At 59.9% G+C, this 26,098-nt stretch carries 20 protein-coding genes and 1 riboswitch; of the genes, 10 read left to right on the top strand and 10 right to left on the bottom strand.

Going from position 1 to position 26,098, the window contains the following annotated elements; genetic code table 11:
- Positions 1-61 precede the first annotated feature (61 nt).
- Positions 62-328 carry an SEL1-like repeat protein gene (locus BVL55_RS04295; protein ID WP_075997885.1) on the bottom strand — a complete coding sequence of 89 codons (267 nt, stop codon included), beginning with the start codon at positions 326-328 and terminating at the stop codon, positions 62-64.
- A 638-nt stretch (positions 329-966) separates the two neighbouring features.
- Between BVL55_RS04295 and BVL55_RS04290 the strand changes: the two genes are divergently transcribed.
- The 5 genes from BVL55_RS04290 to BVL55_RS04270 all read left to right on the top strand — a co-directional run bounded on the left by BVL55_RS04290 (position 967) and on the right by BVL55_RS04270 (position 5,089).
- Positions 967-1,320 carry a DUF2147 domain-containing protein gene (locus tag BVL55_RS04290; RefSeq protein WP_075997884.1) on the top strand — a complete coding sequence of 118 codons (354 nt, stop codon included), beginning with the start codon at positions 967-969 and terminating at the stop codon, positions 1,318-1,320.
- 241 nt (positions 1,321-1,561) lie between these two features.
- A complete protein-coding gene (locus BVL55_RS04285; RefSeq protein ID WP_075995879.1) occupies positions 1,562-1,768 on the top strand; it encodes a hypothetical protein in 207 nt (68 codons plus the stop codon).
- Between the two features lie 64 nt (positions 1,769-1,832).
- A complete protein-coding gene (locus BVL55_RS04280) occupies positions 1,833-3,335 on the top strand; it encodes an AMP nucleosidase (RefSeq protein WP_075995878.1) in 1,503 nt (500 codons plus the stop codon).
- 12 nt (positions 3,336-3,347) lie between these two features.
- On the top strand, positions 3,348-4,307 hold the full coding sequence (locus BVL55_RS04275) for an endonuclease/exonuclease/phosphatase family protein (protein WP_083649355.1): 960 nt from the start codon (positions 3,348-3,350) through the stop codon (positions 4,305-4,307).
- Positions 4,304-5,089 carry an NAD(P)H-hydrate dehydratase gene (locus tag BVL55_RS04270; protein ID WP_075995876.1) on the top strand — a complete coding sequence of 262 codons (786 nt, stop codon included), beginning with the start codon at positions 4,304-4,306 and terminating at the stop codon, positions 5,087-5,089. The genes BVL55_RS04275 and BVL55_RS04270 overlap by 4 nt, the downstream gene beginning before the upstream one ends.
- Before the next feature lie 4 nt (positions 5,090-5,093).
- Here BVL55_RS04270 and BVL55_RS04265 read toward each other — a convergent pair whose 3' ends face one another.
- On the bottom strand, positions 5,094-6,683 hold the full coding sequence (locus tag BVL55_RS04265; protein WP_075995875.1) for a cation:proton antiporter: 1,590 nt from the start codon (positions 6,681-6,683) through the stop codon (positions 5,094-5,096).
- A 122-nt stretch (positions 6,684-6,805) separates the two neighbouring features.
- Positions 6,806-8,128, bottom strand: coding sequence for a serine hydroxymethyltransferase (locus tag BVL55_RS04260; RefSeq protein WP_075995874.1), 1,323 nt, complete (start codon positions 8,126-8,128; stop codon positions 6,806-6,808).
- Between the two features lie 153 nt (positions 8,129-8,281).
- Here BVL55_RS04260 and BVL55_RS04255 point away from each other — a divergent pair, with 153 nt between their 5' ends.
- Positions 8,282-9,118 (top strand): LysR substrate-binding domain-containing protein, encoded by an 837-nt coding sequence (locus tag BVL55_RS04255; RefSeq protein WP_205410839.1) that lies wholly within the window; start codon positions 8,282-8,284, stop codon positions 9,116-9,118.
- A 9-nt stretch (positions 9,119-9,127) separates the two neighbouring features.
- On the opposite strand, the gene BVL55_RS04250 is transcribed toward BVL55_RS04255, so the two are convergent.
- Positions 9,128-10,789 carry an electron transfer flavoprotein-ubiquinone oxidoreductase gene (locus BVL55_RS04250; RefSeq protein ID WP_075997883.1) on the bottom strand — a complete coding sequence of 554 codons (1,662 nt, stop codon included), beginning with the start codon at positions 10,787-10,789 and terminating at the stop codon, positions 9,128-9,130.
- A gap of 266 nt (positions 10,790-11,055) precedes the next feature.
- Here BVL55_RS04250 and BVL55_RS04245 point away from each other — a divergent pair, with 266 nt between their 5' ends.
- A complete protein-coding gene (locus tag BVL55_RS04245; protein WP_075995872.1) occupies positions 11,056-11,922 on the top strand; it encodes a uracil-DNA glycosylase in 867 nt (288 codons plus the stop codon).
- A gap of 15 nt (positions 11,923-11,937) precedes the next feature.
- On the opposite strand, the gene BVL55_RS04240 is transcribed toward BVL55_RS04245, so the two are convergent.
- The 5 genes from BVL55_RS04240 to BVL55_RS04220 form a co-directional block, all read right to left on the bottom strand.
- On the bottom strand, positions 11,938-13,023 hold the full coding sequence (locus BVL55_RS04240; protein ID WP_075995871.1) for a TRAP transporter substrate-binding protein: 1,086 nt from the start codon (positions 13,021-13,023) through the stop codon (positions 11,938-11,940).
- Between the two features lie 34 nt (positions 13,024-13,057).
- Entirely contained in the window at positions 13,058-13,885 is an 828-nt protein-coding gene (gene thiD / locus BVL55_RS04235; RefSeq protein WP_075995870.1) for a bifunctional hydroxymethylpyrimidine kinase/phosphomethylpyrimidine kinase, read from the bottom strand.
- Positions 13,882-14,547, bottom strand: coding sequence for a thiamine phosphate synthase (gene thiE / locus BVL55_RS04230; RefSeq protein WP_075995869.1), 666 nt, complete (start codon positions 14,545-14,547; stop codon positions 13,882-13,884). Before thiE ends, thiD begins: the two co-directional genes overlap by 4 nt.
- The gene (gene thiM, locus BVL55_RS04225) at positions 14,544-15,311 is read right to left on the bottom strand and encodes a hydroxyethylthiazole kinase (protein ID WP_075995868.1); all 768 of its coding nucleotides are present in this window, start codon (positions 15,309-15,311) and stop codon (positions 14,544-14,546) included. Before thiM ends, thiE begins: the two co-directional genes overlap by 4 nt.
- A 51-nt stretch (positions 15,312-15,362) precedes the next feature.
- Positions 15,363-15,479, bottom strand: a riboswitch (TPP riboswitch).
- 51 nt (positions 15,480-15,530) lie between these two features.
- The gene (locus tag BVL55_RS04220) at positions 15,531-17,837 is read right to left on the bottom strand and encodes a xanthine dehydrogenase family protein molybdopterin-binding subunit (protein WP_075995867.1); all 2,307 of its coding nucleotides are present in this window, start codon (positions 17,835-17,837) and stop codon (positions 15,531-15,533) included.
- Between the two features lie 229 nt (positions 17,838-18,066).
- Between BVL55_RS04220 and BVL55_RS04215 the strand changes: the two genes are divergently transcribed.
- On the top strand, positions 18,067-18,996 hold the full coding sequence (locus BVL55_RS04215) for a DMT family transporter (RefSeq protein WP_075997882.1): 930 nt from the start codon (positions 18,067-18,069) through the stop codon (positions 18,994-18,996).
- Between the two features lie 38 nt (positions 18,997-19,034).
- Here the strand turns inward: BVL55_RS04215 and pgi are convergent, their stop codons facing one another.
- Positions 19,035-20,669, bottom strand: coding sequence for a glucose-6-phosphate isomerase (gene pgi, locus BVL55_RS04210; RefSeq protein WP_075995866.1), 1,635 nt, complete (start codon positions 20,667-20,669; stop codon positions 19,035-19,037).
- Positions 20,670-20,825: 156 nt separating this feature from the next.
- Here pgi and pepN point away from each other — a divergent pair, with 156 nt between their 5' ends.
- Together pepN and BVL55_RS04200 are read left to right on the top strand one after the other, a co-directional pair.
- On the top strand, positions 20,826-23,474 hold the full coding sequence (pepN, locus tag BVL55_RS04205) for an aminopeptidase N (RefSeq protein WP_075997881.1): 2,649 nt from the start codon (positions 20,826-20,828) through the stop codon (positions 23,472-23,474).
- A 208-nt stretch (positions 23,475-23,682) separates the two neighbouring features.
- Entirely contained in the window at positions 23,683-26,094 is a 2,412-nt protein-coding gene (locus BVL55_RS04200; RefSeq protein ID WP_075995865.1) for a sensor histidine kinase, read from the top strand.
- The last annotated feature ends 4 nt before the right edge of the window (positions 26,095-26,098 follow it).

The following is a 26,098-nucleotide window of genomic DNA, read 5'->3' as shown; positions in this document are numbered from 1 at the left end:
CCGGCTCATGATTATTGGCCGGCCTACCGGCTATTTATGGAACTTTTGATTACCCGCAGTTCTAGTGGCGGGTAATCCAGTCACGGGCTTCGCGCTGGGCCTGGGCGATTTCCTCACGGCTCATTTCCGCCGCCAGCGCCTCACGATGATGCTTGGCCGCGTCAATACCGCGGAAAGCGGCAATGTTGAGCCATTTGTGCGCGGCAATGACATCGGTCTCGCCGTTGCGCCCGGTGGCATACATCAGACCAAGCTCAAACAGTGTCTCGGCATTGCCGGTAGCGGCAATATCGTCAAAACTTGTGGTTCCGGCATCAAAATAGGCCATTTTTCTGTCCCCGTCCTGTCCGCCTTTGCGGCGGTTTTCCATCGGCCCTCATGAGTATTCCCGCCTCATGGGTATTCCCGGGGGCCGTTGTCCAAAAAGTTCCCTGTCAACGCTTCAGAGCCACTTCGTGCCCTTCTGCCTTATGTCCGGTTTTTCCGGCTTCTTGTTCTTGCGGCCGGTTGGTCCGGCTCTTGTTTGTGAGTGGGAATTTGCCAGCCCGCCTTGAATCTTTCGCTAAACCAAATGCTTAATCAGCCACAAACAAAGATAAAATGCTTCGTAAATTTCACTATTGATTCACTTACAAATCCCTTGTTTTTCAATTGCTTACAAGGATTTTTACCCGCGATTCACTTCTCAAACTTAAGCGCGGAGTAACCTTGGCGCGAAGCGCGGTTGGGAATTTGAATTAAATTGCGGACAAAACCCGTGGGCGGTGGGCCGGCTGGGCCACCCGCGATTGTCTCGTCAAACCAGAACGCGATACACCTGTCTCTTGCTCCAGATCACGTTTACGTATAAGTAAGACACTGGTCAGACCGGAACGGGCAAGCGGCAAGCAGCTTTGCACTGCCGCCTGCGGATGACCGGGGCAAAACACAGGCAATACCCGTTATTGCCGGAAGGTGGAGGAAATCATGAAAAAGTTTCTTGTTGGCGGCGCCTTGATGCTTGCGCTGTCCGTTTCTTCAGTTGCTGCGTATGCTGCTGAGCCGATCGAAGGCAACTGGCTGCGGCCGTCCACTGGCACGCTGATAAAATATTCCAAACGGGGCGGGCAGTTCTGTGGCACTGTTCAAAGCGGTGAACACAAGGGCAAGTCGATTGGCTGCATGACGGGTTCGGGTGCCGATTACAAGGGCAAGGTCATCGCGCTTGACGAAGGCAAAACCTATAGCGGCAAAGCCAAGATCAACGGCAATACGATGAAGCTTTCGGGCTGCGTTCTTGGCGGCATGATCTGCAAGGGCGAGAACTGGAAGCGCCAGTAGGCCTTTACATCAGCGGTCCGGGCATGGTCCGCGGACCGCGCTGCAAACAATACAAGACCGTTTTCAGGGGGGGCCGCGGCTCCCCTGTTTGCTTTCCTGTCCCGCAACGTCGGGCTTCACTCTTTCTGAACACCACCTGAACGTCCCCCTCAGAACAAGTTCAGCGCTCCTCTGGCACACTCTCCAGCATCGGGGAAACGCCATTGCTGCGATCTTCTGCAAAACCGGAAAAGGGGAAGCCATGACCATCCTGTACCGCCGCTTCATATTGGTAGCCGCCATGATCGCCGCATTCGGCGTGCTGACGGCCAATCTCATTCAGGAAACCCGCCGGGACGTCATTTCCAGTCCTTCAATCTCTCCGGAATTGCCACTGATCATGAAGTTTTCCTGCAAGGGCCAAAAAACCTGCGCGATCCGCCCGTCCGCCAACACGCTGATCGGCTGAAGCCGGCGCATTACCGGCTTCTTCCGCAGTTGGCAGAGCCACCGGAAATGCCCTATTCAGGGATATGGAATCGATCAGCCATCCAAACCGCTCCGACCTGCCCATTCAAACTCCGGACTATCCGGAAGCCAGAACGACTTCCGATGCCGGGGAAGCCGTCGCGGAACTGCAGTCGCTCTATGCCCTTTCGACCGAGTTCCTGCGCAAACATTTCGAACAGGCACTGAAAGGCGAACCGCCGACGCACCGTTTTCGCGCGTTCTATCCTGAAATCCACTTTTCCACGACCAGTCACGCCAAGATCGACTCGCGGCTGGCCTATGGTCATGTGGCGGGTCCAGGAGACTATTTCACCACGGTAACGCGGCCCGATCTCTTCAAGCATTATCTGGAAAAACAGATTGCACTGCTTTTGGAAAATCACGGCGTTCCGGTCACCATCGGCATATCGGCGGTTCCCATGCCGCTGCATTTTGCCATCGGCGAAGGAACCCATGTTGACGGCTCGATCCATTCGCGGCTTGAACGGCCACTGCGCGATATCTTCGACGCGCCGGACCTGACCACAACCGATGACCGCATCGTCAACGGCCAGTTCGATGACACGCCCGGCACGCCGCAGCCCCTGGCACCGTTTACTGCAACGCGGATCGACTACTCCCTGCACCGCCTGGCGCATTACACCGCCACCAGCCCGACCCATTTCCAGAACTACATGCTGTTTACCAACTACCAGTTCTACATGGACGAGTTCGTGCACTTCGCCCACCGGATGCTGGATGATCCCGACAGCGGCTATACCGAACTTGTGGAACCGGGCAACGTGATCGTGCGCGGATCGAAGGTTGAGCCGGAAGGGGTATATCCTGCCCGTCTTCCGCAAATGCCGGCCTATCATCTCAAGCGCAAGGGCCGCTCCGGCATCACCATGATCAACATCGGCATTGGCCCGTCCAACGCCAAGACGATTACCGACCATGTGGCGGTGTTGAGGCCCCATACCTGGCTCATGCTCGGCCACTGCGCCGGCCTGCGCAACACCCAGTCGCTTGGCGACTATGTGCTGGCTCATGCCTATGTGCGCGAAGACAACGTGCTCAATGAGGATTTGCCGGTCTGGGTACCGATCCCGGCCCTGGCGGAAGTGCAGATTGCGCTTGAAAGTGCCGTTGCGGAGGTGACCGGTCTTTCAGGCTATGAACTGAAAATGATCATGCGTACCGGCACGGTCGCCACCATCGACAACCGCAATTGGGAATTGCGCGACCAGCAGGGGCCGGTGCAGCGCCTTTCCCAGTCGCGGGCGATCGGGCTCGACATGGAATCGGCGACGATAGCCGCAAACGGGTTCCGCTTCCGTGTTCCCTATGGAACGCTGCTTTGCATTTCCGACAAGCCGCTGCATGGCGAGCTGAAATTGCCGGGCATGGCGACCGAGTTCTACAACCGGCAGGTCGCCCAGCATCTTACCATCGGCATCAGGGCCATGGAGAAACTGCGCGAGATGCCGGCCGAAAGGCTGCATTCCAGAAAGCTGCGGGCCTTCAACGAGACGGCGTTTCAGTAGCGGACACATCAGATGACATCGTTGACCCGCATTTTGTTCCTGCTGGCAAGCCTCGGCCTGATTGCCGGCCTTGTGTCGGGCTTTTTCGGTTTCGTGCATCCGGCTTTCGACACGGCAGCCCATTTCAGATGGCATTTTGCGCTTGGGCTATTGCTGCTGACGGCTGCCGGACTTTTGCTGCGTATTGAGCGCGCGCCGCTTATCCTGCTGGTATTTGCCGCCTTGGGCATCTGGCAGAGCGGCGCCAACAACCGGATTGAACCGGCGAGCGCTGATCCCGGTCTTGCGGGAAATGCAGCGGGAATGCCATTTCGCCTGCTTCAGTTCAACCTGCGCTTCGACAATCCGGGGCGGCAGGAAGTCATCGACCTTATTCTGGATACCGATGCCGAAGTGGTCATGCTCAACGAAACCTCCCGGCTTTGGCAGGATGCGCTCAACCAGCTCAACGCGCATTATCCGCAACGCTTTCATTGCGCCGAATGGGGTGCCATCGGCGGCTCGATGATTTTCTCGAAGTTTCCGATGCGCAGCGGCAAGGATTATTGCGGCCCTTATGGAGCGATGGGTTTCAGCGAATTCATGATCGGCGATGAATGGGTTGAACTGGGCATTGTTCATCTTCGCTGGCCGTGGCCTGCCAGCGGCCCCCGGCAGATTGACGAGATCAGGCCCAGGCTGGAAAGCCTCGGCAAGAATGCGATTGTCGCGGGGGATTTCAATGCGGCGACATGGAGCCATTCGGTGGCGCGCATTGCCGCCTATGGCGGGCTGAAGATTCAGCGCGGCTTCGGCGGCACCTGGATGTACAAGTGGTTTCCCGGTTTTCTCGCGCCGCTCTTCGGGCTGCCGATCGACAACATTCTGTTCAAGGGGCGGTTCACGGTTGACCGCACGCAAACGCTTCCGGCCATCGGCTCCGACCACCTTCCCCTTCTCAGCCATGTACGGCTTAAGGGAGTAAAGCAGTGACCGAAAACACGCCCGCGCTCTGGAAGCATCTGCTGCCGCGCCCCAAGCCCGATACACACAAATACGACCGTGGCCATGCCGTCATCAAGGCAGCAGACGAACTGACCGGGGCAACACGGCTTGCAGCCACCGCCTGCTCCCGCATTGGGGCGGGGCTGGTTACCGTCCTTTCCCCGGCCAAGGCCGATTTCTTCCGGGCGGTGCTGCCGCCCGACATCATGGTGCGCAAGGCTTTGGACCCTTCGATGCGAAATGTGACCGCCGTCCTTGCCGGGCCAGGGGGCGGCGATGCCGCGTCGCCGCTACCCGATTTCGATGGTCCAGCTTTCAAGGTGCTTGATGCCGGCGCCTTGCCGCTGCCGGGTGACTTTTCCGGCGTCGATGCCCGGACCGTGCTTACGCCACATGATGGCGAATTTGCCCGAAGCTTCCCGGATTTGTCCGGCACCCGCACCGAACGCACGGCAGCGGCGGCAAAAGCCTGCGGCGGGATTGTCGTCCTGAAAGGAAGCGAAACGGTGATTGCGGCGGCCGACGGGCGGCATGTGGTCAACCGCCACGCCTCGCCCTTTCTTGCCAAGGCGGGAACGGGCGATGTGCTGGCCGGCATGATCTGCGGCCTGCTGGCGCAGGGCGATCCGTCAGATCACACGGCGATGTTTGAAACCGTGTGTGCGGCAGTGTGGATGCATGGCGAAGCCGGCATCCGCCTTGGCGCCGGCCTGACCGCAAGCGACCTTGAAAGTGCCCTGCCCGGCATTCTGACCGACTTCATCGGCTGAGCATTCATGCCTTTTCCGGTACTTCGCCCGGGTTTTTGCCGCCATGCGGGCTCGTATCCGGGTCTCCGTCATGCGACGGATCGCCGACGTGGCTGAGATGGGGCGTCATGACCTCGCGGATGGATTTTTTCTTGCGGCGGCGCTTTTTGGCCGCCATCCGGGCCGCGCGGTAATAGACCCGGCCGCGAAAGCGTGCGCTGGAAACCGCTTCCCCCGCTGCCTGAAGTCGGTCGAGTTCGGATGCGTATGCAAGGGCCAGTGCCTCGCGCATGGTCGAAATGCCCTCGGTGGTTTCGGCGTGGAACCGGCGAATGGTAATCATCCATATCGGCGAGATCATCAGCGTTACGGCGATGACGGAAAGTGCCAGCCGGTAAGCATCGAAATCGAGCACCCGGTTGGCAAGACCGACCGAAGCAAGAATGAAGGAGAACTCACCGATCTGTGCCATGGCAAGGCCCGCCGGCACCGCCACATCCCAGGAAAAGCCGGTGCGGCGCACCAGCACGATGTTGAGCAGCGTCTTGATGATCACGACGGCGAGCACGAAAAGCAGCACTGTCTCCCAGTTGGCCATGATGTAGTCGAGGTCAATCAGAAGGCCGATCGACAGGAAGAATATGAACACAAGGATGGACTGCACCGGATAGGTGAGCTGGATCGCCTCCGAGCGCAAGGTGGAATTGGCGATGACAAGCCCGGCGATAAAAGCCCCGTAGACTGCCGACAGGCCAAGGAGGCTTGACAGGGCAGCCCCTGCAAAACAGAAAGCAAGCATGGCCAGCGTGATAAGATCGGGCTTGCCGGTGAAATAGCGGGTGAAGGGCAAGGTAATCTTGCCCGGCATGTTCAGATACCAGATCAGCGCGCCGAGAATCGCCACGGAGGCAGTGATCAGCGTCAAGGTCTGCCAGACGGGCTGGCCGTCACCTGCTGCGCCGAAGCTCTCGGCGATGATCAGCATAGGCACGATGGCAATGTCCTGGGCGATCAGCACCCCGATGGTTATGCGCCCGGTTTCGGTGCGCAGTTCGCCGACATCATCCAGCACCTTGATCGCAACCGCCGTCGAGGACAGCGCGACAATGAAGGCCAGCAGCAGAATTTGCGGCAGGCCCCATCCAAGCAGCCAGCCGAACAGAAATGCCACCCCCATGCCCGTCACTAGCTGTCCTGCAGCAATCAACAGGGCTGGTGCGAGCACCAGAACAAAGGCGCGGATCGACAATTCCATGCCGATCAGGAACAGCAGAAGAAGAACGCCCATTTCCGCCAGAAGCGTGATCGATTCGGATTGTTCGACAATGCCCAGGCCGGTCGGGCCCAATAAAATGCCTGCCGCGATATAGCCGACGATGGGCGGCTGGCGCAGGCGCACGAAGATCAGCCCGAGAATGACGGCAAGGGAGGCAACCGCGGCGATGTTGCCCAGATCGGTCAGATGCTCGGCTGCCTGGCCAATGGCTTCGACCGTTTCTCCTGCGGTCTCACCGATTGCCTCTACGGTTTCTTCGGCGGTTTCGGTGATCGCATCGACTGTCTCTTCGACGCTTTCACCGACAGCTTCGCCGGCATCCTGGCTCGTTTCGTCCAAATCTGCTCTCCTGCCTCAGGCTATATCAACAGCCTGGCACAATGGTAGTGGATCGTTGCAGGAGTTTGAACCGGCCAGAGAAAAATAACCGGTTACTGTGAACCGTCTCTCCAGGCGATACCTTACGACGCAGTAAAATGGATCCTGTCAAATTGCGGGCGCCAGCCTGCGACCTGCGAAGCAACTGCCTGCAGATCGTTGCCGCGCAGGGCACGGGCGATCAATTCGGCAAGGCGCGGCATGTCGTCTGCCGTCATTCCCCAGCGTGCCAGTTCCGGCGTCCCGATGCGCAGACCGTTCATGTCGCCTTCTACCGGATCAATGGGCAATCCGATGCCGCAGGCAAGAAATCCTGCCTCACGCAAGGTCTTCGCCGCGGCCTGTCCGCCGCCAAATCCTTTCGCCTCGATGGCAAACTGGTGGGAGCGGGTGAAATCCTTGCCGGCAGCAAAAACCGGCAGGCCATGATCGGCAAGGGACCGGGCCAGCACACCCGCCAGTTCGACCATTGTGGCGGCATATGCTTTGCCCGCAGCGCGCCAGTCGGCCATGGTGATCGCAAGGGCAGCTGATTTTGCTGCGTCGAAATTCGCCGTCATGCCGGGAAAGGCAATGGCGTCGAGCTTTTCGGCCAATGCCGCATCGCTGGTGACGATCAATCCGCCCGGCGGGCCGCCAAGGCTCTTATAGGTGCTCATGGTCATCAGATGGACGCCTTCGGCAAGCGGGTTCTTCCAGGCTCCGCCGGCAATGATGCCGCATTGATGGGCCGCATCGAACAGGACCAGGGCGCCCACCTCATCGGCGATGGTTCGTATCTCAGCCACCGGATGCTCAAACAGGTTCAGACTGCCGCCTATGGTGATCAGTTTCGGTTGCACCCTTCTGACGGTATCGCGCAGGGCATCGAGATCGACGGTATAGCCATCGGCGCTCACCGGGGCGTGGTGGATATCAAGACCGTAAAGCCCCGCGCAGCCCGCGTCATGATGGGTGACGTGCCCGCCGATGGAGGCGGGCGGCACAACAATGGCATCGCCGGGGTTGCAGGTTGCCATGAAGCCATAGAGGTTGGCGATGGCGCCGGAGGGAACCCGGATCTCCGCATAGGCCGCCCCGAATACCTGTGCACACAGTTCAGCGCAGATCACCTCGATTTCCTCAATCGCCTCCAGGCCCATCTCGTATTTGTCGCCGGGATAACCCAGAGAGGGACGCGAACCGATGCCGGAGGCCAGCAGCGCCTCGGCACGCGGGTTCATCACATTGGTTGCCGGATTGAGGTTGAAGCACTGCCTTTCGTGAATGAGCCGGTTTTCGGCCGCCAGCGCCTCGATGCGGCCGGCTAGCGATGCGCTGTCCAAACCCGCGGCAGCTTCAGCGATTTGCTGAACGCGGTCTTCACAGTGTGCCGGAACCCAGCTCCGGCGCTCAAGGGCGGTCATATTCTGTTCCTTTCGGGAAGCCTTAGGCTGTAATTGGACAATGGTATCCAATTCATGGCAAACTATATTTTCTGTTGTCTAGGGGTAGAAATATTAGGGCATAGTGTCGTGGCCGTTATCCCTCCCCGACTTAGACCACCGCCGTTAAACGCCTTGCGGGCGTTTGAGGCCGCGGCAAGGCTTGGCGGATTTTCAGCCGCTGCACAGGAACTGTGCGTTACACAAGGTGCGATTGCCCAGCAGATCAAGCATCTGGAGGCGTGGGCTGGCGTATCGTTGTTTGTCCGTCATGCACGTGGGGTGAGGCTTTCGGCGACAGGCAAGGCGGTATTGCCAAAGCTTGGCGAGGCTTTCGATGCGCTGGGCGAAGTTACCCAGACTATGCGGCGGGAAGGCACTGCCAGCGAAGTACGCATCGCTACACTGCCGAGCATTGCTCAATTGTGGCTTTCGCCACGCCTGCCCGCCATCCGTCTTGCCCTGCCCGAATCTACCGTTTCGGTGACCGCCATGGAAGATGCGCCCAATCTGGTCCGCGACCCGTACGACATGGCGATCTTCTTTGCCGATGCAAACACGCTCGATACCAATACGCTCTCCCTTGGGCAGGATGTCATCTATCCAGTTTGCGCACCGCAAATCGCGAACAGGCTCAAAACACCGGCTGATCTGGCAGACTGCACGCTGATCCATGACGCAAGCTGGAAGGACGATTGGGAGGCATGGCTTGCGTTTGCAGCATCCGGTCAGTCGTTCGACACATCAGGCCCGGTCTTTTCGCTCTATGCACTGGCTGTCGAGGAAGCCCGCAACGGAGCCGGCATTCTGATCGGCCACAACGCACTCGTCCGCCCGCTCATTGAACGGGGTGAGCTTGCTGCGCCTTTCGAAATGACCGTCGAATTGCCACGGGTGCTTGCGCTCGAAACGGCACCAGCAATGCGCGGCAAGGCCGATGTCGAAACGGCAATCGGTATCCTTGCTGAATAAAGCGATACCCTACATGTTTGGATAGACCGGCCCTTCGCCGCCCTGCGGTGGAACCCAGTTGATGTTCTGGTTCGGGTCCTTGATGTCGCAGGTCTTGCAGTGAACGCAGTTCTGGAAATTTATTACGAATTTGGCGCCTTCCAGATTGCCCTCGCCATTGACGATGGTTTCGCCGCTTGCATCGACCCATTCATAGACCCCTGCCGGGCAGTAACGGCTTGACGGACCGGCGAATTCCAGCAGTTCCGAATTATACTGCAATTCCATGTCTTCCACATGCAGATGCGCCGGCTGCTCCTCGGAATGGTTGGTGTTCGACAGAAACACCGAGGAAAGCCGGTCGAAGGTAAGCTTGCCGTCCGGCTTGGGGTAATCGATTTTCTGGTGCCTGGAAGCAGGTTCCAGCGCATCGCAGTCCCGCTTGCCATGACTCATCGTGCCGAGAGGCGACCAGCCGAACAGGGTGTTGAGCCACATGTCGATGCCGCCCAGCACAATGCCGATCCTGGTGCCGTATTTCGACCAGAGCGGCTTGGCGTTGCGCACCCTTTTCAGGTCCTTGCCGATTTCGCTTTGCCGCCAGGCTTCGTCATAACCGGTCAGCTCGTCCTGTCCGCGCCCGGCAGCGAGCGCTTCGGCAACGTGTTCCGCCGCCTGCATGCCCGACAGCATCGCATTATGAGACCCCTTGATGCGGGGCACGTTCATGAATCCGGCCGAGCAGCCGATCAGGGCGCCGCCCGGGAAACAGAGCTTGGGCACGGATTGCCAGCCGCCCTCGGTGATGGCGCGGGCGCCATAGGCAACGCGCTTGGCTCCCTCAAAGGTCGGGGCGATCGCCGGGTGGGTCTTGAACCGCTGGAACTCGGCGAAGGGATACAGATAAGGGTTTTTGTAGTTGAGATGCACCACATAGCCGACAACGACCTGGTTGTTGTCGAGGTGGTAGAGGAAGGAACCGCCACCGGTATTGTTGTCGAGCGGCCAGCCGAAAGCGTGCTGCACCAGGCCTTCCTTGTGCTTTGAGGGATCAACTTCCCACAGTTCCTTCATGCCGAGGCCGAATTTCTGCGGTTCACATCCTTCATCCAGGTTGAACTTGCTGATCAGCTGTTTTGCCAGGGAACCGCGAACCCCTTCGCCGATCAGAACGTATTTGCCGTGCAGTTCCATGCCGCGTTCGAAATTCGGGCCGGGCTTTCCGTCCTTGCCGATGCCCATGTCACCGGTTGCAACGCCATAGACCGCGCCGTTTTCATCATAGAGTATTTCGCTTGCGGCAAAGCCCGGATAAATCTCCACGCCCAGCGCCTCGGCGCGCCCGGCTAGCCAGCGGCACACATTGCCGAGCGAAACGATGTAGTTGCCGTGGTTGTTCATCAGCGGCGGCATGCCGAAATTGGGCAGGCGGAACTTGCCGGATTTCGTCAGGAAATAGAACTGGTCATCCTTTACCGGCACGGTGAAAGGGTGATCTGCATCCTCCTGCCAGTCCGAAAGCAGCTTGTTGATGGCAATGGGATCGACGACGGCGCCCGAAAGAATGTGTGCGCCCACTTCCGGGCCTTTTTCCAGGACAACGACCTGCAGATCGGCGTTGATCTGTTTGAGGCGGATTGCGGCGGCGAGGCCTGCAGGTCCGGCACCGACAATCACCACATCGAACGGCATGCTCTCGCGTTCGGGCAGGGCTTCGTTTTGTGTTTGCGTGGCCGCTTCGTTTTCCACTGTCTTCCCCCTCACTGTCTTTGCCTGACGCTTCAACCAGCCGGCATTTCGGGTTTTCCCAATCCGTAGTAACCGAACATTTCTGCGGCATAAAGCCTTCAATGCGAAGCGTTGCAAGTCTGTTTGCGCTATCGCGGCGATAAAGCGCAAGCCGGGGGTAAGGTGAAAAACGGCTGGGATTGCGCCAAGCCACACGGTAAACTCGCCGCATGAACCACCAGGCGCTGGAGATTCTCAACTGGCTTTCGCAAATGGGCGATGATGTTGCCCTTTGTGAAACACCCGTCGACCGTTTTGCCGAAAGTGCTGCGGCAAGGAAAGCGGCTGCCGCCAATGCGGGAAAACAAAAGGCAGGCGCGGCTGCCCAGCCGAATCTTCAGCAGCGCGCTGCTGCAGTTAAAAAACACCTGCCGCAGCAAAATGCCGGCCGGACCGGCGGTGTTTCGGGCGCCACCCTGCCGGATGCCGAGGCCGTCGCATCGGCACGCGAACTGGCGGCCAAAGCCGATACGCTGGAAACGCTTCGCGAGGCGCTGGCGGCCTTCAACGGCTGCAACCTGAAACTGACCGCCAAAAACCTCGTTTTTGCCGATGGCAATCCTGAAGCCCGCATCATGCTGGTGGGCGAAGCGCCGGGGCGGGACGAGGATGCCCAGGGGCTGCCCTTTGTGGGGCGCTCGGGCCAGTTGCTGGACCGGATGCTGGCGGCCATCGGGCTCGACCGCACCAGTGTCTACATCACCAACGTGCTGCCCTGGCGCCCGCCGGGCAACCGCACGCCAACACCGGCGGAAGTCGAAATCTGCCGTCCGTTCATCGAGCGGCACATCGAACTTGCCGCGCCCGACCTGCTGGTGGCCGTTGGTGGTTCATCGGCAAAAATGCTGTTTCAGACCACGACCGGCATCCTGTCCCTGCGCGGCAAATGGCAGAAATACAGGGTCGGCGGGCGGGAAGTGGATGCACTTGCCACCCTGCACCCGGCCTATCTGCTGCGCCAGCCGGCACAGAAGCGGCTGGCCTGGCACGATCTGCTGCAGATCAGGGCAAAGCTGGACGCCCAGGCGCAGGGCTGAATTTGCTCCGGAAGATCAGCCGGCAGGTTGCCCACGGGCGGCGAGAAACGCCTTAACCGAAACATCCGACCATTTGCCGAGGTGGCGGGCGGCCGCGGTATAGCTTTCGACAATCCTGCCGGTCAGCGCATCGGTTTCCGCCAGTTCGGCCATCACCTCGGTGGTGGCGATCCTTGCCGCCGTCAGAACATCCTGCGGATATTCGCGCAGAATGACGCCTTCTTCAGCCTGCAGGCGCTCCAATGCGCGGGCATTTTCCCACTCCGCATCGGTGAGCGACCACAGATTGACCCATTCGCAGGCTCTGGCGACCGCTTCCTGCAGGTCCGCGGGCAAGGCTTCCAGCGCCTTGATCGAAACCAGCGCCTCGCCGGTGCCATTGGGTTCATGGAAACCGGGATAATAATAGTTCTTCGCCGCCTGCTGAAAGCCCATGGCGCTGTCGGAAAACGGGCCGAGAAACTCCGTCGCGTCGATCACGCCGGTCTGCAGGCTGGTGATGATTTCTCCGGGCGGCAGATTGACGGGGGCCGCTCCAAGCTTTCCAACCACCTGCCCGCCAAGCCCCGGCATGCGGATTTTCAATCCCTTGAAATCCTCCACCGATGCGACCGGTCTTTTGTACCATCCGCCCATCTGATAGCCGGTGTTCGATGCCATGAAGGGTTTGACGCCCAGCGGCGCATACAATTCGTCCCACAATTGCTGCCCGCCACCCTTGGATATCCAGGTGATGTGTTCAAGCGGCGTCAGGCCAAAAGGCGCGGCGGTGAAGACAGGGGCTGCGGGAAACTTGCCAGCCCAGAAAAGCGGTGCGGTGTGGGCCATTTGTGCGGTGCCGTTGGAAACCGCGTCGAACACTTCCAGCGCCGGAACCAGCTCACCGGCAGCATACAGTTTGACGGTCAGCCTGCCGCCGGAAAGTGCGGTGATGAGATCGGCAAGTTTTTGTGCCGTAACCCCAGGCCCCGGAAGGTTGCGCGGCCAGGAAGTGACCATCTTCCACTCGATGGTTTCAGCCGCGATTGCAGGCGCCGCCAAAGGCGCTGCAGCACCGGCAAGGCCGAGGCCGGCAACAAGGTTTCTGCGGGTAATGCTCATCAGTCCAACTCCTGCTCCTTTGAAAGCGGCGCCATCAATCCTTGCGCCACAGATTGTGAAAATGATGCACAGGTCCTGCCCCCTTGCCGACGGCCAGCGCGTGCGAGTTTTCCAGGGCACCGGTCAGCCACACCTTGGCCGCCGCCACGGCAGCGGACAAATCCATGCCCGCTGCAAGGTTAGCGGCAATCGCCGACGAAAGGGAGCAGCCCGTACCATGGGTGTTCGCGGTTTCAACACGCGGGGCGCTGAACCATTCTTCGCCCTGGCGGGAGACCAGAACATCGGCAGCTTCACCGGCATCGCCTTCGATCGGCGCATGCCCGCCCTTCATCAGTACAGCACCCGCGCCCATGGCGAGGATGGCTCTTGCCTGCCCCTTCATTTCGTTGCGGTTTGCAGCGACCTGGCCGCGGGCAAGCCGTGCTGCTTCATGCAGGTTCGGGGTCACGATGGCTGCAAGAGGAAAAAGCTCGCCTTTCAGTGTCTCCACCGCCTCATCGGCGATCAGCGGATCGCCGCTTGTGGTAACCATGACCGGGTCGACGACGATGTTGACCGCCTCCCATTTGCGCAGTCCTGCGGCCACCGCTTCAATGATCGGAGTGGAAGCCAGCATGCCGACTTTCACTGCGGCGACGTTCAGGTCGGAAAAGACCGCATCGATCTGGGCGGAAACGAATTCGGGCGGCACTTCGTGAATGGCCGACACGCCCAGCGTGTTCTGGGCCGTCAGGGCCGTGATGACGCTGGCGCCATAGGCACGGTTTGCCGAAAATGCCTTCAGGTCCGCCTGGATGCCGGCACCGCCGCCAGAATCAGAACCTGCAATGGTCAGCGCTATGGGTACAGGGCCGCTCACAGGTTCTGCCCATTGCTTTCGCGGGCTTCCTCGATCGCCCGCCGGAAGGCCTGGGTTGCGGCGCCAACATCCTCGGCTTCGAAAAGGGCGGAGATTGCCGCAATGCCATCGGCGCCTGCCTGGACCACTTCGGCACAGTTTCCCGGCGTCAGCCCGGCAATGGCGCCAACCGGCAGGCGCGGTGCGGATTCGCGGATGCGCTCTGCCCGCTCCCGCCAGCCATCAAGCCCGAAGGCGGCCGGATTGTCCTTTGAAGTGGTTTCATGCACGCCGCCGATAAAAGCATAATCGACCAGATGACAGGGGATGCTTTCGGCCCCTTCCGGTGTCTTGACGGATATGCCGATGATCAGGTCATCGCCGGCAATGCGGCGCGCCCGGCCTGCGTCCATGTCCGACGGGCCGAGGTGAACCCCGTGGGCACCGGCCGCCAGAGCGACATCCACCCGGTCGTTGACGATCACCTTCACCTCGCTGTCGCCCAGCGCATCGAGGATGGAAGTGACCGCGGCAACCATGTGCCGGGTTCCGTTGATCTTGTCGCGGTATTGCAGCAGCGTCGCGCCATTGTTGGCAGCGGTAACCGCCAGCTCGGCCAGATCCCGGTCGAGACAATGCTCGGGATCGAGAATGCCATACAGCGTAATATCAAAATTCTTCATGCCAGTTTTGCCCGTTCGATAAGTTCTGCCGGTTCAAGGTCGTAAATGCAGTCCACAAGCGCTGCCTGGAAGCTGCCCGGACCCTGCGCTGTTCTGGCGGCGTTTTCAGCCGCCACGTTCATCCAAAGCAAGGCAGCGGCCGCCGCTGCCGGCAAACTCTCCGCGGCCGCTGACGTCGCCGCCATCAGCGCGCCCTGGGCGCAGCCGGCTGCCGTGACCTTCGAAAGCCAGGGATGCCCATTGGCCAGTTGGTATTTCACGCCGTCATGAACAATGCTGTCCTGCTCGCCGGTGACCACCTGGCAGGCGGCACCAGTACCGGCACTGACCCTGGCACCGGGCGCGGCCTCCTCAATCGCCTGTGCCTCGGCTGCATTGCTGCGCAGGATCGCGGGCGCGTGTTGCAACAGCCTGACGGCAAAGTCCCGGCGCAGGGAGGAAAGGTGGCACATGACGGGATCGAGCACGAAAGGCTTGCCGGTTTCTTCGCACAGTTCACCGGCGGCCTTCATGGCCGCCATGCGTGGCGGATCGAGCGTTCCCAGATTGATCAACACCGCATCGGCGCGGTTGGTAAAGGAGGCAATCTCCTCACGCGCCACAGTCATCGAGGGCGTTGCACCGGCAGCCAGCAGCACGTTGGCGGTGAAGGGCTGGGCCACGGCATTGGTCAGGCAATGGACACGCGCACCCCGGGAACGCAGGCGCGCCATTGCACGCCCTGCGGCATTCAGCAGTTCCCTGGACGTGTGTGCCTGCGACATTGCCCTCTGCCCGGTTTGCACAGGTCATGCTGACAGGAACGGGTACTTTCACGGAAAAGCGCGCTCATTCCCTACGCCGGCATGACCCGGATCAGGTTCAGGGAGTTGGGATCACCCTCTCAGCCCGGTTTTCGCAAAAGCGACAAGCGGGCACCTCCATGAGTTCGCCCAAGTTTTAACCTGCGCAGGTCTTCCTAGCAAGTAGGTAAAACAGGGCGTTCAAGCACCCGTTCGTGCCGCTTCAATCGCTTCCCAAAGCAGATGGGGAACTACCGGCATGTCGATGGGCGCTGCATCGTATTTGCGGCGCAGGGCGTCGTTTACCGCATTCATGACTGCCGGACACGCGCCGATGGTACCAGCTTCGCCCGCTCCCTTGATGCCCATGGCATTTGTGGTGGAAGGCACGTTGCGGGTTTCAAAATGGAAGTTCGGGATTTCTGCTGCCCGCGGCATGGAATAGTCCATGAAGCTCGCCGTCAGCAATTGGCCATCCTCATCATAAACCACGCGTTCGTTAAGGCACTGTCCAATGCCCTGAACGACGCCGCCATGGATCTGGCCGGCCAGCAGTAGGGGGTTAACCGTGGCGCCGAAATCATCGACAATGGTGTAGGCAACAACTTCAATGCTGCCGGTTTCAGGATCGATCTCCACTTCACAGACATGGGTGCCGTTGGGATAGGTGGCCTCGTCCTGGGTGTATTCGGCGCTGGCGTTGCGATCTGATTCACTGGCCGCTTTGGCGATGGCCGCCAGCGAGATGGTCCGGTCCGTGCCGATGATCCGCGCCTCGCCCTCGGAAAGTTCGATGTCGCCGGGTGAAGCTTCCAGTTCGCCGGCTGCGACTTTCCTGACCTTTTCGGCCAGTGCGTCAGCGGCCCTGGCAACGGAAATGCCGCCCAGGGGAACAGAGCGCGAACCGCCCGTCCCGCCGCCTTTTTCCAGCACGGCGGTATCGCCCTGATGCACCCGGAAATTCTCAACCCCCATGCCGAATTTTTCAGCAGCAAGCTGGGAATAGGCGGTGGCATGGCCCTGGCCGTTCGACTGTGTCCCGATCCGGATCAGGATGGTGCCGTCGTCCTCCAGGGTCAAAAAGGCCGGCTCGGAACCGGCAAAGGCACAGGCTTCGATATAGGTCGACATGCCGATGCCGCGAAAGCGCCCGCGCTTGCCTGCTTCCTCATTGCGCTTGTCAAAACCGTTCCAGCCGGCGCGTTCCATGCAAAGCTTCATGTGCTCTGCAAATTCACCGGTATCGTAGAGCCTGCCCCCCGGCGTCTTGTAGGGCAGTTGGTCCGGCCGGATGAAGTTGCGATTACGGATTTCGTCCGGCGTCATGCCCATGTCCTGTGCGCATTGTTCGACAAGGCGCTCGATGAGATAGGCAGCTTCCGGCCGGCCCGCTCCGCGATAGGCATCAAGCGGCGTGGTGTTGGTGTAGGTGCCGCGGCAGGTGACCGCCATTGCCGGGATATCGTAAATGCCGGTCGTCATGGTCATGCCGAGCCAGGGAATGTAGGGTCCGTAGCAATGCAGATAGGCCCCCATGGCGGCAATCAGATCGACCTCGACGGCCAGAAACCTGCCGTTTTCGTCCATCGCCATGCGGGCATAGGCAATGTTGTCGCGGCCATGGGCATCGGCGACAAAATGCTCGGACCGGTCGCTGGTCCACTTGACCGGGCGGCCAAGGCGTTTTGCCGCCTCCATGGTGAGGGGATATTCGCGATAGGGGAACACCTTGGTGCCGAAGCCGCCGCCGACATCGGGCGTTATCACGCGAATGCGGCCGGCATCCTCACCGGTTATCGCTGCCAGATGCCGGCGAATGCCGTGCGCGCCCTGGGAGCAGACCGTGACCGTATAACCTTCTGCCTCGCTCCACTGCGAAAGACAGGACCGCACTTCCATGTAATTGCAGACCAGGCGGCTGTTGACGATCCGCAATTCGCTGACACGGGCGGCTTTGGAAAATAGTTCCGCAGTTTTTTCCCGGTCGCCGAGAAAGGTGGTGAAGGCGAGATTGGTACCGGCTTGGGGGTAGACAAGCGGCGCATCCTCATCAAGGGCGCCCTCGGTATCGATAACCACGTCAAGGTCTTCGAAGTCCACCTCAATGAGTTCGGCGGCATCCCTCGCCTCAGCCGTGCTGTCGGCCACAATGAATGCGATGGCATCGCCGACATGACGCACGATCCCGTCGCACAATACCGGAAGATCGCGGTTTACGATTTCAGAACCGTCCTCATTCCTGATCGGTGTGACGTTCGACAACGGCTTTAGGTGCGCGATATCGGCCGCCGTCAAAATCAGGTGAACGCCGTCGGCCTGCCGGGCGGCGGATGTATCAGTGATCGTAAAACGGGCATGGGCATGGGGAGAACGCAGAACATAGCCATGCAGCATTCCCTCTGCCTTGATGTCGTCGGTATAGCGGCCCTGTCCGGTGGCAAAGGCGTCATCTTCCGTGCGCAGAACAGATGCGCCCATTCCGAATTTGGCGTGAACGGTTTCGTTCATTGAGTGTCTCCGGCAGAACGGCAAGGCAGGTGGCAAATGCACTCGCCTGGTCTATTAGGTGATGGGAATCCCTATGTAGTGCAGGAAGCCGAGGCTTGCCAGATCGGGAGGCAACAATCGGTCCGGTGGTGAAGCCGGTCCTGCATGCCGGACTGTTCAGCACAAAAGCAAAAAATCACGATTGCAGGCGGCAGCACACTCTGTCATCGTGGCCATGAAAGTTCATACCGTGTCAATCCAGTCCACCCGCTCCAGCTTCAATGCGCTTTCCGGAAACCTGAAGGGATCGTTGACCCTTCTGGTTGCGGCAGCCCTGTTTGCCCTGATGACCTTGATGATCAAGGTTCTGGGGCAGCATTTGCACGTCACCCAGATCCTGTTCATCCGCCAGATCATCATGGCAGCCATTGTGATGCCATCCATTCTCCGGGGTTTTCCCGGCGTCATGAAAACGAGCCAGCCGCACCTTCAAATCCTGCGCATCGTGCTTGCCCTCGGGGCCATGCTGATGGGCTTTTCCGCGATCATTCACATGCCGCTTGCCGATGCGACGGCGCTTGGATTTGCAAAGAGCTTCTTTGTGACGATCTTTGCCGTATGGATCCTGGGGGAGGTTGTGGGCCTGCGCCGCTGGACGGCGGTGGCGCTCGGCTTTGCCGGTGTCTTCATCATGCTGCGGCCCGGTACGGAAAGTTTCACCGGTTATGGGCTGATGGCAGTTGCCGGTGCTGCCTGTGCCGGCCTGGTGATGGTGCTGATCCGGCTGATGTCGAAACGCGACAGCCCGACGACCATCCTATCCTGGCAGGCAATCGGTGTTGGCATCGCGGTAACGATCCCGGCCATCTATTTCTGGCGCTGGCCGACGAACACCGAGTGGTTGATGCTGGTGGCCATGGGCGCAATTTCCTATCTGGCCCAGATGGCGAACATCTTCGCGTTCAAATGGGGAGAGGCCTCCATCCTGGCCTCGCTCGACTACATGCGGCTGATCTATGCGACAATCCTGGGATATCTGGTGTTTGAGACCCTGCCCGGAACGGCCACATGGATCGGTGCCAGCGTGGTTGTTGCCGCCTCGGTCTATTCGATCTGGCGCGAGGCACGCAAGAATCAGCGCCTTACCCGCTCACCCTCCGGGCGCGGCTTCACGCATTAATCTGCGCCAGTAGGGGGCAGCATCAGCGGCAGTCTGCATCAGCGTTTTTTTCTGTGATAGGCGGCAAGCAGACCGGCGGTGGAAGCATCTTTTCTGCCGGCAGGCTTCTTGCCGCGGACCATGGGTATCAGATCGTTTGCCAGTACCTTGCCCAGCTCGACCCCCCACTGGTCGAAGGAATTGATCCCCCACAAGACGCCCTGAACGAAGACCTTGTGCTCATAAAGCGCGATCAGCGTGCCGAGCATTTTCGGGTCGAGCCGTTCATAGAGGAAGGTGGTGGACGGGCGGTTTCCTTCAAACACCTTGTGCGGTGCCAGCCGTTTGACTTCCGCAGCGGACAGGCCGGCTGCCGCCAGTTCGGCCTTTGCCTCGCCAAGCGTTCTGCCGGTCATCAGTGCTTCGGACTGGGCAAGGCAGTTGGCGACCAGCAATTCATGGTGGCCGGAAAGCCGGTCGTTCGACTTGGCGGCGATCAGAAAATCGCAGGGGATGACGGACGTACCCTGATGGATGAGCTGGTAGAAGGCATGCTGGCCATCGGTGCCGGGCTCGCCCCACAGAATGGCGCCGGTATCGGTGGACACCGCGCGGCCGTCCATCATCACCCGCTTGCCGTTCGATTCCATCTCCAGCTGCTGCAGATAGGCCGGAAAGCGGGCCAGCCGGTTGTCATAGGGCAGCACCGCATGGGTCTCAAAGCCCCATACATTGCGGTACCACACTCCCAAAAGGGCCATGACAACGGGAATGTTTGCGCCATAATCGGCTGTCCGGAAGTGGGTATCGGCCTCATGGGCCCCGTCCAAAAACTCGCCAAACCGCTTCGGCCCGATGGCGATCATCACTGACAGGCCAATGGCAGACCAAACCGAATAGCGCCCGCCGACCCAATCCCAGAACCCGAAGGTTCGTTCGTCGGCAATGCCGAATTTGCGGGTTTTATCCAGACTGGTGGAAAGCGCTGCAAAATGCGCCCCGACATCCTTGCGCTTCAGCTTGCGGCGCAGCCAGGCGCGGGCGGTCGCCGCATTGCGCATTGTCTCCTGGGTAGTGAAGGTCTTGGAGGCAATGATGAACAGGGTCGTCTCCGGCCTGATAACCTTGAATACCTCGGCAAGATCGGCCGCATCCACATTGGAGACAAAGTGGGTTTTCGGTCCATTGTGCCAGGGCGCCAGAGCGCGGGCCGCCATGGCAGGGCCCAGGCTGGAACCGCCGATACCGATGTTGACGACATCGGTAATGGCGCCGCCGCCAACCTTGTACCTGCCGCTGCGAACGGCATTGGCAAAGCGCGTCATGGCGCGGCGGACGGCGGCAATATCCGCCATCACATTGCGGCCATCGAATTCAATCAGCTCGCCGGACGGCGCCCTCAGTGCCGTATGCAGAACCGCCCTGCCCTCGGTGGCGTTGATGATCTTGCCGGAAAACATGGCATCGCGTCTGGCCTTCACGCCAGCTGTTTTCGCCACATCGAGCAGTGCGGCAAGACTGCGTTCATCCAGGCGATGTTTGGAGTAATCAAAGAGCAGCCGGTCCCAGGCGATGGAAAAGCGCTTAAAGCGTTTGGCATCTTCGGCAAACATTTCACGCATCGAGGTGCGCGCAAGCCGGTTCTTGTGCGCCTTGAGCGTGATCAGATGTGCCTTTACCGCATTGACTGCCATGCATTTGCCCCTGGTATCGGAAACGGCTTTGGATATCCGCCTTGCAAATTCTCATAGCAGGGCATGCGCGAATGGCAACGCCAGAGCCCTCAAACCGGTTTCCCGCGCCATGCGTTTGAGATAGGAGTGGCAAAGGAAAGTGGGGATTACCCGATGCTGCGTACCGACACTGCCAAATCGTTCTATCTGAAAGACTACAGGGCGCCGGACTATCTGGCGCGGACCGTGGATCTGCGATTCGTGCTGCATCCAGAACAGTCGGAGGTAACGGCCACCGTCAGCTATGAGCGGCGCAAGGGAGCAGATGGTGACGCACCGCTGGTGCTCGATGGCGACGGGCTTGAACTGGTGTCGGCTTCGCTCGATGGCAAACCGCTTGCCGGTGATCGGTATTCGGCAACGCCGGATCGCTTCACGCTTGCCTCCCCGCCGCAGCGCTTTACCCTTAAGACCGTCACCAGGGTCAATCCCGGTGCCAACACCGCGCTGTCGGGGCTGTACCTTTCGGGCGGCAATTATTGCACCCAGTGCGAGGCGGAGGGGTTCCGCCGCATCACCTATTTTACCGACCGGCCGGATGTGATGGCCGTCTACAGCGTGCGGCTCGAGGCCGATGCGAAACAAACGCCGCTGCTACTTTCCAACGGCAATCCCGGCAGGAAGGGAAAACTTGCCGGTGGCCGCCATTTCGCCGAGTGGCATGACCCCCATCCCAAGCCGTCCTACCTGTTTGCCCTGGTGGCCGGCGATCTTGGTTCAATTCACCGGGCCTATGTGACCAGCGAGGGCCGCAAGGTAAAGCTCGGCATCCATGTGCAGAAGGGCAAGGAGAACCAGGCCGGCTATGCGATGGACGCGCTGGTGCGCTCCATGCGCTGGGACGAGGAAGTCTTCGGCTGTGCCTATGACCTGGACGTCTTCAACATCGTCGCCGTACCGGACTTCAACATGGGGGCGATGGAGAACAAGGGGCTGAACATCTTCAACGACAAGTATGTGCTGGCAAGCCCCGAAACGGCGACCGATACCGACTATGCGCGCATCGAGGGTATTGTCGCCCATGAATATTTCCACAACTGGACGGGCAACCGGATCACCTGCCGCGACTGGTTCCAGCTCTGCCTGAAGGAAGGGCTGACCGTCTATCGTGATCAGGAGTTTTCCGCCGACATGCGGTCGCGTGCGGTCAAGCGGATCGAGGATGTGAGCCTGTTGCGTGCCCACCAGTTTCCCGAGGATGCCGGCCCGCTCGCCCATCCGGTGCGCCCAGACCGCTATCGCGAGATCAACAACTTCTATACCGCGACGGTGTATGAAAAAGGCGCTGAACTCGTACGGATGATTGCCACGCTTCTGGGCCCCGATGTGTTCATGAAGGGCATGCGGCGCTATTTGAGCAAGCACGATGGCGAAGCTGCGACCATCGAACAATTCATTGCCTGTTTCGAGGCGGTTTCCAAACGCGACCTGTCCCGCTTCTTCCTGTGGTATACCCAGGCTGGAACACCGGTGCTGCATGTTGCCACCCATTATGACCGCAGCCGCAAGACCTTTGCCGTCGACATCGAGCAATCGCAAGCCCCAACACCCGGCCAGGCACGCAAAAAACCCCTGCACATGCCGCTCGCCGTCGGGCTGGTGGGCAGCGTGAGCAAGCAGGACCTGAAAGCGGAAAAGGTCACCGGTGCGGAGGACCAGGGCGGGATTTTCGAGCTCAGCCAGCGGCGGCAGAAGATCACCTTTCACGGTATTGACGAAAAGCCGGTCCTTTCGATCAATCGCGGCTTTTCAGCGCCCGTGGAAATCGACTACCGGCATCTGGACCGTGAACTCGGCCTGCTGGCGGCCCATGACAGCGACCTGTTCATGCGCTGGCAGTCCTTCCGCCTGTTCGCTTCACGCCAGATCTTTGCGGCAATGCGCTCGCTTGCCCGGCGCAAAAAACCGGTATGGAAAAAGGAATTCCTGGATGCCGCCGTCAAAATCGCGGAGAACGGCGATCTGGAGCCGGCATTCCGGGCGATGGCGCTGACATTGCCTTCGGAAACGGAACTTGCAAGGCTGCTGGGGCGCAACATCAACCCCGATGCGATTTACAAGGCGCGCCGGGCACTGTCGAACGCGGTCGGCGAACAGCTCGAGCCGCTGCGCGAAACCATTACCGAAACGCTCGATCTGCCAGACCGCTTTGAGCCCTCGGGTGCGGACGCAGGCAAGCGCGAACTGGCCAACCGTTTGTTGGCTTATGGCGTTCACGCCGACAGTGAGACGGCTGAAGCAGCGCTGGTGGAAAAATTCCGCGCTGCCACCAACATGACGGACCGGGAGTTTGCCTTCCGGCTGATCCTTCAGGAAATGCAGGGCACACCGGCAGCCGAAGACGCTGTGACGCGCTTCCATGAGCGCTATCGCGACGACCCGATCGTTCTGGACAAATGGTTTGCCGCGCAGGCAGCCGTCAGCGGGCGCGGTGCGGTGGCAACCTGCCGCAAGCTTGTTGCCGATGATGCTTTCAACTGGACCAATCCGAACCGTGTCCGCTCGGTGATCGGTACCTTTTCCTCCGGCAATCCGACGGGCTTTAACCGGGCAGATGGGGCGGGCTACCGCTTCATCATTGATGCGATCAGAAAACTGGACGCCATCAACCCGCAGGTGGCCGCCCGTTTGCTGACTGCCTTCCGCTCCTGGCGCATGCTGGAGCCCGAGCGCCGCAAACAGGCGCAGAGTGCCCTTCGCCGCTTGAAGAAGGGACGAAAGCTCTCCCGAGACAGCAGTGAAATTCTCGATCGCATGCTTTCGTGATTGAGGGCTTCGCCCGGCTGAGGGCGCTTTGACACCGGCAGGTGTTACAAAAAAGACTCACTTTTTCTTCCGGGCCGCGAAAAATTGCGGCTGTTTCCCGATTTCGGCTGCCGTGATCTGGACAAGGCAATTCCACCTGATTCATGGTGGGGCGAATCGTCTGTGCGGCGTTGGCGGTTGGCAGCAAAACGATACGGGGAGGCCTTAAATGGCGAATGCGGACGCCCGCCCAGCGAGCGCCGGCTTTCAGGATTCCGCAGCCGGTGGGCGCGGAATACGCCAAAAGGGCCGTGCTGCCACGCGCGGTGTGGGCGGCTATGCCCGGATTTTCAGCCATCCCGCATACGAAAACCTGTTGTCGTCCGAAGACTTTCTGCGCAGGCTGGTGCCGGTTCTGATTGTCCTGTTTCTCGCCGTCGTGGGCGTCGCCCGGTGGGTGCAGATCAACAAGTTTGCCGAACAGATCATCGATACCAACCGCGCCGAACTTCACTTCATTGCCGAATTGCTGGAAGAGCGCATTTCCCATCAGCTCGACGCCGATGGCGCCTTGCCCGATGAAGAAGCCCTGAAACGCATTCTGCGCAATACCGTGGCTGCCCGTTATCTTGGCGGGCACCGCCAGATACTGGTGACCGGCAGCGACCACACCATCGTTGCGACGGTGCCGCAGGTCAGCCGGTATGTTGGCCGCAATCTACATTCGCTGGTTGGCAATGCGCATCTACTGACCATGTTCGGACGATCCGCTTCAAGCCGTGAAGTGGTGGTCGAAGGCGATGTGCAGGCCCTGGCGGTACATCGCATTCTGCCCGACGGACTGGGCGGCATTACGCTCTATCAGCCAAAAGATCCGATGATGGAAAACTGGCGCTATGCGGTTTCCACCAACGTTTCCCTTTTTGTCGGCACTTCCAGCATTCTGCTGGTCATTCTGTATGCCTATTTTGCCCAGAGCGCGCGGGCGCGGGAAGCCGACTCGATCTATCTTCTGGCGCAAAACCGGTTCGAAACCGCGCTTGACCGCGGCAAGTGCGGTTTGTGGGACTGGGACATTTCGCGCGGCCGTATCTACTGGTCGGATTCAATGTTCGCCCTGCTTGGCATGGAGCATGACAAGTCCCAGCCCGACGCCAATATTCTGGGCTTTCAGAAGATCGCCGAGCTGATCCACCCGGACGACACCAGCCTTTATTCCGTCGCCGATCTGGTGCTTGTCGAACAGGCAGACGCCATCGACAAGGTTTTCAGGATGCGGCACCACAACGGACAGTGGCTGTGGACGCGCATCCGTGCCCAGGTGGTCTATAACCGCCGTGGCGAGCCCCATCTTATCGGCATTGCCATCGATGTCACCGAGCAGGAGAAAATCCGCATGCGGACGCGGACGATTTCCACCCGTCTGCATGATGCCATCGAAAATCTCTCGGAAGCCTTCGTGCTGTGGGACCACCGCAAGCGGCTGGTCATGTGCAATTCAAAGTTCCAGCAGCTGCACGGACTGAAGCCGCAACTTGCCGTTCCCGGCGTGCCTTACGAGGAACTGATGGAACAGGCCGGAAACCCGCTGCAGGGCACCGAGATCATCCAGGGCGGAAAGAACAGCGGCAATTCGCGGTCCTATGAGGTGAAACTGCGCGACGGGCGCTGGTTGCAGTTCAACGAACGGCGGACCCAGGATGGCGGCTATGTATCAGTCGGCAACGACATCACGACGATCAAGCGGCATGAAAAGCAGCTGATCAATTCCGAACTGCGCCAGAAGGCGACCATCGCCGATTTAAAGCAATCCCGCCAGAAGCTGGAAGTGCAGGCAAGACAGCTTGAGGAACTTGCCGGCAAGCATGAGAAGGAAAGAACCCGTGCGGAGGAGGCCAACCAGGCAAAATCCGATTTCCTGGCCAATATGAGCCACGAGCTGCGCACGCCGCTTAACGCCATCATCGGTTTTTCAGAGATCATGCAGGAGGAAATGTTCGGCGCGCTGGGTTCGGAGAAATACCGTGAATACTGCCGCGACATTCACAACAGCGGCGCGTTTCTGCTCGGCGTGATCAACGATATTCTGGACATGTCCAAGATCGAGGCCGGGCGCTTTACCCTGGATTTCGAACCGGTCAGTGTCGACAGCCTTCTTGAGGAAACGCTGCGCATCATAAGCCGCGAAGCGGCGAAGAAAGATATCCGCATACGCGAGGAAGTGCGCCCCGGCCTGGAAATCGAGGCCGACCGCCGCGCGGTCAAGCAAATCCTGCTTAACCTCCTGTCAAATGCCGTCAAATTCTCAAGCAAGGGCGGGGAGATTTTCGTGCGCGCGCGCATCGTTTCCAAATGCCTGCGCATCTCCATCGAGGACAAGGGAATCGGCATTTCGCGACATGATCTTTCAAAACTTGGCCGGCCGTTCGAGCAAGCCCAGAACCAGATGACACGCGATCACAAGGGTTCGGGCCTGGGATTGGCGATCTCTGCTTCACTGGCCCACATGCATGGCGGCAAACTGAAAATCCGCTCCCGCGAAGGCGAAGGAACCATTGTTTCGGTGCAGCTTCCGCTCAGCCGCACCGGGGTCAACAAACGCAAGGCGAAAGCAGCAAAACCGGAAGAAGCTGCCGCTTAATACG

This window comes from Salaquimonas pukyongi (genome assembly GCF_001953055.1).
Taxonomy (GTDB): Bacteria; Pseudomonadota; Alphaproteobacteria; order Rhizobiales; family Rhizobiaceae; genus Salaquimonas; species Salaquimonas pukyongi.
Note: the sequence above shows the minus strand (reverse complement) of the source record. Positions and strands in the feature narration are given on the sequence as shown.

Bases quoted from the DNA above. Each gene is read 5' to 3' on its own strand.
- BVL55_RS04295 (WP_075997885.1), bottom strand. From the start codon at position 328: ATGGCCTATTTTGATGCCGGAACCACAAGTTTTGACGATATTGCCGCT.
- BVL55_RS04290 (WP_075997884.1), top strand. From the start codon at position 967: ATGAAAAAGTTTCTTGTTGGCGGCGCCTTGATGCTTGCGCTGTCCGTT.
- BVL55_RS04285 (WP_075995879.1), top strand. From the start codon at position 1,562: ATGACCATCCTGTACCGCCGCTTCATATTGGTAGCCGCCATGATCGCC.
- BVL55_RS04280 (WP_075995878.1), top strand. From the start codon at position 1,833: ATGGAATCGATCAGCCATCCAAACCGCTCCGACCTGCCCATTCAAACT.
- BVL55_RS04275 (WP_083649355.1), top strand. From the start codon at position 3,348: ATGACATCGTTGACCCGCATTTTGTTCCTGCTGGCAAGCCTCGGCCTG.
- BVL55_RS04260 (WP_075995874.1), bottom strand. From the start codon at position 8,128: ATGACCGCCCTTGAGCGCCGGAGCTGGGTTCCGGCACACTGTGAAGAC.
- BVL55_RS04250 (WP_075997883.1), bottom strand. From the start codon at position 10,789: ATGCCGTTCGATGTGGTGATTGTCGGTGCCGGACCTGCAGGCCTCGCC.
- BVL55_RS04245 (WP_075995872.1), top strand. From the start codon at position 11,056: ATGAACCACCAGGCGCTGGAGATTCTCAACTGGCTTTCGCAAATGGGC.
- BVL55_RS04240 (WP_075995871.1), bottom strand. From the start codon at position 13,023: ATGAGCATTACCCGCAGAAACCTTGTTGCCGGCCTCGGCCTTGCCGGT.
- thiE (WP_075995869.1), bottom strand. From the start codon at position 14,547: ATGAAGAATTTTGATATTACGCTGTATGGCATTCTCGATCCCGAGCAT.
- thiM (WP_075995868.1), bottom strand. From the start codon at position 15,311: ATGTCGCAGGCACACACGTCCAGGGAACTGCTGAATGCCGCAGGGCGT.
- BVL55_RS04220 (WP_075995867.1), bottom strand. From the start codon at position 17,837: ATGAACGAAACCGTTCACGCCAAATTCGGAATGGGCGCATCTGTTCTG.
- pgi (WP_075995866.1), bottom strand. From the start codon at position 20,669: ATGGCAGTCAATGCGGTAAAGGCACATCTGATCACGCTCAAGGCGCAC.
- BVL55_RS04200 (WP_075995865.1), top strand. From the start codon at position 23,683: ATGGCGAATGCGGACGCCCGCCCAGCGAGCGCCGGCTTTCAGGATTCC.